This is a genomic window from Aeromicrobium sp. (assembly GCF_025965075.1).
Taxonomy (GTDB): Bacteria; Actinomycetota; Actinomycetes; order Propionibacteriales; family Nocardioidaceae; genus Aeromicrobium.
On sequence record NZ_JAOPXQ010000099.1, the window covers coordinates 1 to 6,967 of the forward strand.

Here is a 6,967-nt window from a genome sequence, read left to right on the forward strand (position 1 = left end):
GATGGCCATGAAGGTCGCCGAACCGGCACCCAAGCCGACCACGTCCATGAAGGCGCCCGCTAAGAAGGCAGCCGCCAAGAAGTCAGCATCGCCGAAGTCCCCGCGGACCGACACGCCCCCCGCCGCAGGCGCCGCCAAGAAGGCCACCGACCCCAAGCCCCGCCTGCGCGCCGTGACCGACGAGGACGCGGCCGCGGCCGCCGCCGCCGCGGCGGAGGAAGCCGCTCGCCGCACCCGGACCGCCGGCGCGGCCCCCCTGTCGGCCGGCATCCCGCTCGACGAGATCGTGATCGCCCTGATCCAGGGTGCGCAGCGGGTCCTCGGCACCGACTGGGAGTCACGGGTCGCGACCCTGCTCGCCACGGTGCGCCAGCGGCTCAGCGGCAACTACGAGGTCGATGAGTTCGGCTTCGACCCGCAGATCGCCGAGGTGCTGGTCTCCGCGATCGAGCCGCTCGCCGAGAAGTGGTTCCGGCTCGAGGTTCGCGGCATCGAGAACATCCCCGAGGACGGTGGGGCACTGCTCGTCGCCAACCACTCCGGCACCGTCCCGATCGACGGGATGATCACCGGCTACGCCGTCAAGAAGTATGCCGGCCGCAACCTGCGCCCCCTCGGCGCCGATCTGGTCTTCTCCCTGCCCCTGGTCGGTCAGGTCGCCCGCAAGGTCGGCGCGACGCTGGCCTGCCAGGAGGATGCCGAGCGGCTCCTGACGTCGGGCGAGCTGGCCGGGGTGTGGCCCGAGGGGTTCAAGGGCATCGGCAAGCCGTTCGCCGAGCGCTACAAGCTCCAGCGGTTCGGCCGGGGTGGCTTCGTGTCGGCCGCGATGCGGGCCCAGGTGCCGATCGTCCCGGTCTCGATCGTGGGCGCCGAGGAAATCTATCCCCTCGTCGGCAATGTCCCCTCGCTGGCGCGACTGCTGGGCCTGCCCTACCTGCCGATCACCCCGTTCTTCCCACTGCTCGGCCCGCTGGGCATGGTCCCGCTGCCGAGCAAGTGGATCATCGAGTTCGGCGAGCCGGTCCGCACCGACGCCTACGAGCCTGAGGCCGCCGACGACCCCATGCTGCTCTTCAACGTCACCGACCAGGTCCGCGAGACGATCCAGCAGACCCTCTACAAGCTCCTGGTCGACCGCGGCAACGCCTTCTTCTGACACCCCGCCCCAGGTCGCGGCGTTGTACGACGAGCGGGTCCACCGGATGGGCCTGGGTCAGGGCGATCCCGGGGTTGTCGGCGATTGGTGAGGTGGGGATGGCGCGCAACATCGGGCCGATCGCGGCCGGCACCCAGCTCGGGCTCGCCTGAGGGCTCAAGCGGCTGCCCAAGGTGTTCGAGCTGTTCCGATCCGGCGTCATCAGCGAGATCACCGCACAGCGGCTCGGCGGCAACGGTGGCGGTGATCTTGCAACGTCATTCCGGCGAATGAGGTTGCAAGGTCACCTTCACCCGGCGCCGGCCAGTGCCTATCCGCGCAGCGAGCTAACGCGACCCACCGAGGAGGCCGTTGAGCAGCCCAGGCACGAGGCCCTCCTGCTCGTCGTTGCCGAGCAGGCCGCCGACGATCGGGTCGGTCACGTCGCGCAGCGACGGCGTCTTGGTGGTCGGCGCGGGCGTCGGGACCGCGACGACCGGGTCCTGGCCGGTCGTGCTGCCGGTTGAGCCGGTGCCGGTGGCGCTGACCGTGGGCGCGCTGGAGCCGGAGTCCTTGGTGTCCGAGTGCTTCGAGGGCTCAGGCCGCGTCGCCGGGGTGTCCTTGCGGAGATCCGTCACGGCGCTGACGAGCGACTCGACGTCTGCGGTCGTGCAGGCGCTGCACAGCGAGGTCGCCTGGGTCGCGAGATCGCTGATGGCCTCGGTGGCGGCGGTGAACGAGTCGTCGGCACCGGTCGGCAGCTGCGTCGACAGCGCGGAGAGGTCGACGCTCGCGGCGGCCGCGAAGTCGTTGACCTTGCGGATCGACTTCTCCTGGCCGGAGTCGCTGAAGTCGGCGAACAGGTCGCCCGATCCGTTGGTTGCCTGCTCGGAGAAGCTCTCGAGGGTCTTGACGACCAGGCTCTCGGAACCGCCCTTGGCGGTCAGCTCGCGGGCCTCGGCGAGCCGTTCGGAGGCCTGCGCGAGCTGGAAGGAGCCACGTGAGGCGTCGCTGCGGTGCAGCGTGAGCTCGACCGACTCGACACCGCGCTTGACGGGGTAGAGGATCTCGCCGGGGACGGCGGAGGCGCTGGACGCGACGGCGCTGACGATGCCGGCCGATGCGACGAGCGCGGCGGTGAGACCCGCCAGGCGGCGGCGGACCGGGTGCGCCTCGTGAACCGGGGCGGCAGCCGGGCGCGTGGCCCGGGGAGTCTTGACCAGGCTCGTGGCGGCCTCGTCCATCAGCCGGGTGCGCAGCGAGTCCCGGAAGGCGAGGTCGGGCTCGACCGCCGCCGCCTCGCAGAGGTTCTCCGCGAAGCGGACCAGATCGGCGATGTGCTCGTCCCGAGGCGTGCGGCCGCTCCAGGCCTCCTCGAAGGACTGGGCGTCGTCGTTACGACGGCCGATCATGATGCGTTCCTCACTGCAGCGGATATGTCAGGACGAACAACGAATTCGATGGGTCGGAAGTTACGCGGATGTGACGGGACGTACGTCCCGATCTTCGGGCTCATCGGATATCACCCGGAACCGACTTGGCCAGACTGCGCACGGCGCGGAGCTGGAGCTGCTTGATGGCGCCCTCGCTGCGTCCCAGGGCGGCGGCCGTCTGGGCGATCGAGAGGCCCTGGATGAACCGCATGAGGATGCAGTCACGCTGCTCGGGCGGGAGCCCGTTGACCGCCTCGAACAGCATCTCGTTGGAGATCAGCGCCAGCACCTCCTGCTCGGGGCTGGCGACGTGGGTCTTGCCCTCGGGAATCGTCTCGGAGACGATCTCGAGGCGCGATCGGCTGGACTTGAAGTGATCGGCGACCAGGTTGCGGGCGATCGTCGTGAGCCAGGCCCCGAAGTCCTTGCCCTGCCAGTTGAACCGCTGGATGGCGCGCAGCCCCCGCACGAAGGTCTCGCTGGTCAGGTCCTCGGCGAGCTGCTGCGAGCCGACGCGGTAGTAGATGAAGCGGAACACGCCCGTGACGTAGTGGTCGTACAGCTGTCCGAACGCCTCGGCGTCGCCCTCCTTGGCCAGATCGACGAGCGCCCGTAGCCGCGAGGCCTCCGGGTCGTTGTCATCGTAAGGAGCCGGGCTCCCGTTGGACGGGGCGTACGCCGGCGAGTCCGCCAGGGCCAGCGCGACCTGCAGCCTGCGGTCGTCGGGGGTCGCCAGGGCGAGCGACAGCGCAAAGCGCAGCGCATGAGTTGTCGTCGTCACAGGCCCTCCCTGATCTGGGGGGAGTCTAGCCTTGTCTCCGCTGACGTGTCAGTGGCTTCGTTTTTTTGTATGACGCAGGACACGCCACGTCCCGCCGGCCGCCACGGCGGCCACGATGCCCTTGCCGCCGGCCACCACGACCTTGCGACCTGTGCGGTAGTCCCGGATGCGCCAGCCGTTGGCCTTGGCATGGGCGCGCAGCGCCGAGTCGGGGTTGACGGCGCACGGATGACCCACGAGCGACAGCATCGGCAGGTCGTTGCTGGAGTCGGAGTACGCGTAGCAGTCCTCCAGGACGAGCCCGTCACGGTCGGCGATCTCCTGGACGGCGTGGGCCTTGCCCTCACCGTGGAGCATCTCGCCGACCAGCTCGCCGGTGTAGATGCCGTCGACGTGCTCCGAGACGGTGCCGAGCGCTCCGGTGAGGCCGAGCCGCCGGGCGATGACGGCCGCGATCTCGACGGGGGCCGCCGTCACGAGCCACACGCGCTGTCCCTGGTCGAGGTGCCACTGGGCGATCGCCCGCGTCCCGGGCCAGATCTTGTCGGCCATGTGCTCATCGAAGATCTCTTCGCCGATCTCCTCGAGCTCGCTGACGCTGTGCCCCGCGATGAACGCGAGCCCCGTCGCGCGCGCCTTCGCGATGTGCTCGGGGTCCTCGCTGCCGACGACGCGGAAGTACATCTGCTGCCACGCGGCCTTCGCGATGTCCTTGGTGGTGAAGAACTTGCGCCGGTGCAGCCCGCGGGCGAGATGGAAGATCGACGCACCCTGCATGATCGTGTTGTCGACGTCGAAGAATGCGGCCGACGTGGGGTCGGGCGAGGCCGACAGCGCGCTCTCCATCTCCGTCGCCGCGGCAGAGGCCTGCCCGGAGAGGACCGATCGTGACTGCAGATTCCTCTGCTGACCGGGTCTGGCTTCCCGAGGCATGTCTGTGAGCCTAACGCGCTCGGGCGTTCATCACCTGTGGTTGACTCGACGCGTGACAGTCAATGTCAGCGAGTACGTGCGTGACGCTGCCGCGCAGACGCCCGACGGGGTCGCCCTGGTGGAGCACCGCGACGGACGCCGTGAGGTGACGTGGCGCGAGCTCGACCAGCAGGCGGACGCCGTCGCCCGGGCCCTGTCCGGGCGCGGGCTGGTCGCGGGGGCCCGGGTCGCCATCGTGATGGCCAACCGCATCGACCTGCCCGTCGCCTACTACGGGATCCTGCGCGGCGGCATGGTCGCGGTGCCGGTCAACCCCCGCTCCACGACCCGGGAGATCGGTCGCATGCTGGCCGACTCCAGGGCCCGGGTCGTGCTGTGCGACGAGGCCGGGGTCGCCCAGGTGCGTGAGGCCGTGACGGACGACCAGCGGATCGAGCTCGTCGTGGACGGTGCCGAGCCGCAGGCGGGGGAGACGAGCTTCCACGCGTTCCTGGCCGATGCGACGGGCGCCGACCCGGTGGCACCCGCCGACGCGGAGGCGCTGGCCGTGATCCTCTACACCTCCGGCACGAGTGGCAAGCCGCGCGGCGCGATGCTGAGCCACCGCGCGCTGATCGCCAACGTCGAGCAGATCGCTGGGATCGAGGTCCCCGCCGTCACGGCCGACGACATCTGTCTGGGCCTGCTGCCGTTGTTCCACATCTACGGACTCAACTGCGTCCTGGGCCAGGCCGTGCGCCAGCGGGCCCGGGTCGTGATGGTCGACGGCTTCGACCCCGAGGGCCTGCTGGACCTGATCCACGACGAGGGCGTCACGAACGTCGCCCTGGCCCCGCCCGTCGTGGCGGCGTGGGCCGGCCGGGAGGGACTGGCCGAGCGCCTCGCCTCGGTCCGGGTCGCGTTCTCCGGGGCATCGGCCCTCGACCCCGATCTCGCCGAGTCGTTCCACGCCTCGTCGGGCAAGCACATCGACCAGGGCTACGGGCTGACCGAGACCGCCCCCGTCATCGCGACGACGGTGGGCTCGGGCCGCGCGCCCGGCACGCCGCCGAAGCCGGGGTCGGTGGGTCGGCCGCTTCCGGGCATCGAGGTGCGCATCGTCGAGGCCAGCGGTGAGGACGCCGCACCGGGTGACCCGGCCGAGCTGTGGGTCAGGGGCGACAACCTCTTCTCCGGCTACTGGCCCGACGGGGTCGACGGCCCACGGGACGACGGCTGGTACCCCACCGGGGACATCGGGTTCATCGACGAGGACGGCGACCTGACCCTGGTCGACCGGCTCCGTGAGCTCGTCATCGTCTCGGGCTTCAACGTCTATCCCTTCGAGGTCGAGGACGTCCTGGCCGAGGTGCCGGGCATCGCCCAGGTCGCGGTCGTCGGCCTCCCCGACGAGGAGACCGGCGAGGCGGTCGTGGCATTCGTGGTCCCCGACAAGGACGGGACCGACCACGAGGCCGTGGTCGAGGCTGTCGAGGCCCACGCAAGTACCCGCCTCGCGCGCTTCAAGCAGCCCAGCCGGGTCGTCGTCGTGACGGGCCTCCCGCGCTCGGCGACCGGCAAGGTCGCCAAGGGTCGCCTGCGCGCCCTGGCGCGCAGCGAGACGTTGGGTCTTGACGCGACGTGACGATCCAGCATGCCGACGATGCCCGCGTCGTGGTCTTCACCCGGGAGGGTTGCCACCTGTGCGCAACGGCCGAGGCGCAGGTCGCCGAGATCTGCGCCGAGACGGGGGACACGTGGGTGCGCGTCGACATCGACACCGACGCTGACCTGCGGGAACGCTTCACCGAGCAGGTGCCGGTGACGTTCGTCGACGGTGCCCAGCACGACTTCTGGCGGGTTGACCCCGTGCGGCTCAGAACCGCCCTCGCGAGGCCCCCGCGCGATGTGACATGAACCACCGGCTCATGTCTCGATTTTGTTAACGCGTTCACAAACTCTTAAACTGAGGGCGCACCGCGTGCCCATCCTGCAAGGGATAATCCCCAGCACGGCAGTGCAGGAGCACAGTGACCATACTTCGCAGCCCCAGGCTCGACGACGGAAGCACCCGTGGCATCCCCGATGCCACCGTGGCCCGCCTGCCGATCTACCTGCGCGCGCTCAATGCGCTGACCGAGCTGGGCGTCTCGACCTGCTCGTCGATCGAGCTCGCCGAGAACGCCGGCGTCAACCCGGCCAAGCTGCGCAAGGACCTGTCCTACCTGGGGTCCTACGGCACCCGCGGCGTCGGCTACGACGTCGAGTATCTCCGCTACCAGATCGCTCGCGAGATCGGCCAGACCCAGGACTGGGACGTCGTGATCGTGGGAGTCGGCAACCTCGGCTCCGCGCTGTCGGCCTATCAAGGGTTCAGCACCCGCGGCATCCGGGTCGCGGCGCTCGTCGACGCCGATTCCCGCCGGATCGGCACCACGATCTCGGGCCTGACGGTCTCCTCGCTCGACGAGCTGGACGCCATCGTCAGCGAGCGGAACATCTCGATCGGCATCATCGCGACCCCGGGCACGGCGGCCCAGGAGGTTGCCGACCGGCTCGTCGCGGCTGGCATCACGAGCATCCTCAACTTCGCACCGGCCCTTGTGCAGGTGCCTGACGGCGTCGACGTCCGCAAGGTCGACCTGTCGATCGAGCTTCAGAACCTCGCCTACCACGAGCAGCGGAAGGCCGGGACGGACAAGGTGG

The 6,967-nt window shown here is 70.0% G+C and carries 7 protein-coding genes; 4 read left to right on the plus strand and 3 right to left on the minus strand.

From position 1 onward, the window contains the following. The first annotated feature begins 1 nt into the window (after window position 1). Entirely contained in the window at window positions 2–1,156 is a 1,155-nt protein-coding gene (locus tag JWQ91_RS06550) for a lysophospholipid acyltransferase family protein (RefSeq protein WP_366521358.1), read from the plus strand. 326 nt (window positions 1,157–1,482) lie between these two features. Here JWQ91_RS06550 and JWQ91_RS06555 read toward each other — a convergent pair whose 3' ends face one another. The 3 genes from JWQ91_RS06555 to JWQ91_RS06565 all read right to left on the minus strand — a co-directional run bounded on the left by JWQ91_RS06555 (window position 1,483) and on the right by JWQ91_RS06565 (window position 4,195). Next, window positions 1,483–2,547 carry a DUF5667 domain-containing protein gene (locus JWQ91_RS06555; protein WP_297782056.1) on the minus strand — a complete coding sequence of 355 codons (1,065 nt, stop codon included), beginning with the start codon at window positions 2,545–2,547 and terminating at the stop codon, window positions 1,483–1,485. 100 nt (window positions 2,548–2,647) lie between these two features. Then, on the minus strand, window positions 2,648–3,349 hold the full coding sequence (locus tag JWQ91_RS06560; protein ID WP_297782057.1) for a sigma-70 family RNA polymerase sigma factor: 702 nt from the start codon (window positions 3,347–3,349) through the stop codon (window positions 2,648–2,650). A gap of 48 nt (window positions 3,350–3,397) precedes the next feature. Then, window positions 3,398–4,195 (minus strand): HAD-IB family hydrolase, encoded by a 798-nt coding sequence (locus JWQ91_RS06565; protein ID WP_366521359.1) that lies wholly within the window; start codon window positions 4,193–4,195, stop codon window positions 3,398–3,400. Between the two features lie 139 nt (window positions 4,196–4,334). On the opposite strand from JWQ91_RS06565, the gene JWQ91_RS06570 reads away from it, so the two are divergent. The 3 genes from JWQ91_RS06570 to JWQ91_RS06580 all read left to right on the plus strand — a co-directional run. Beyond that, a complete protein-coding gene (locus JWQ91_RS06570; RefSeq protein WP_297782059.1) occupies window positions 4,335–5,906 on the plus strand; it encodes an AMP-binding protein in 1,572 nt (523 codons plus the stop codon). Continuing rightward, a complete protein-coding gene (locus JWQ91_RS06575; RefSeq protein ID WP_297782060.1) occupies window positions 5,903–6,178 on the plus strand; it encodes a glutaredoxin family protein in 276 nt (91 codons plus the stop codon). Before JWQ91_RS06570 ends, JWQ91_RS06575 begins: the two co-directional genes overlap by 4 nt. A gap of 113 nt (window positions 6,179–6,291) precedes the next feature. Further along, window positions 6,292–6,967, plus strand: a 676-nt coding sequence (locus JWQ91_RS06580) for a redox-sensing transcriptional repressor Rex (protein WP_297782061.1), incomplete at its 3' end; no start/stop codon positions are given.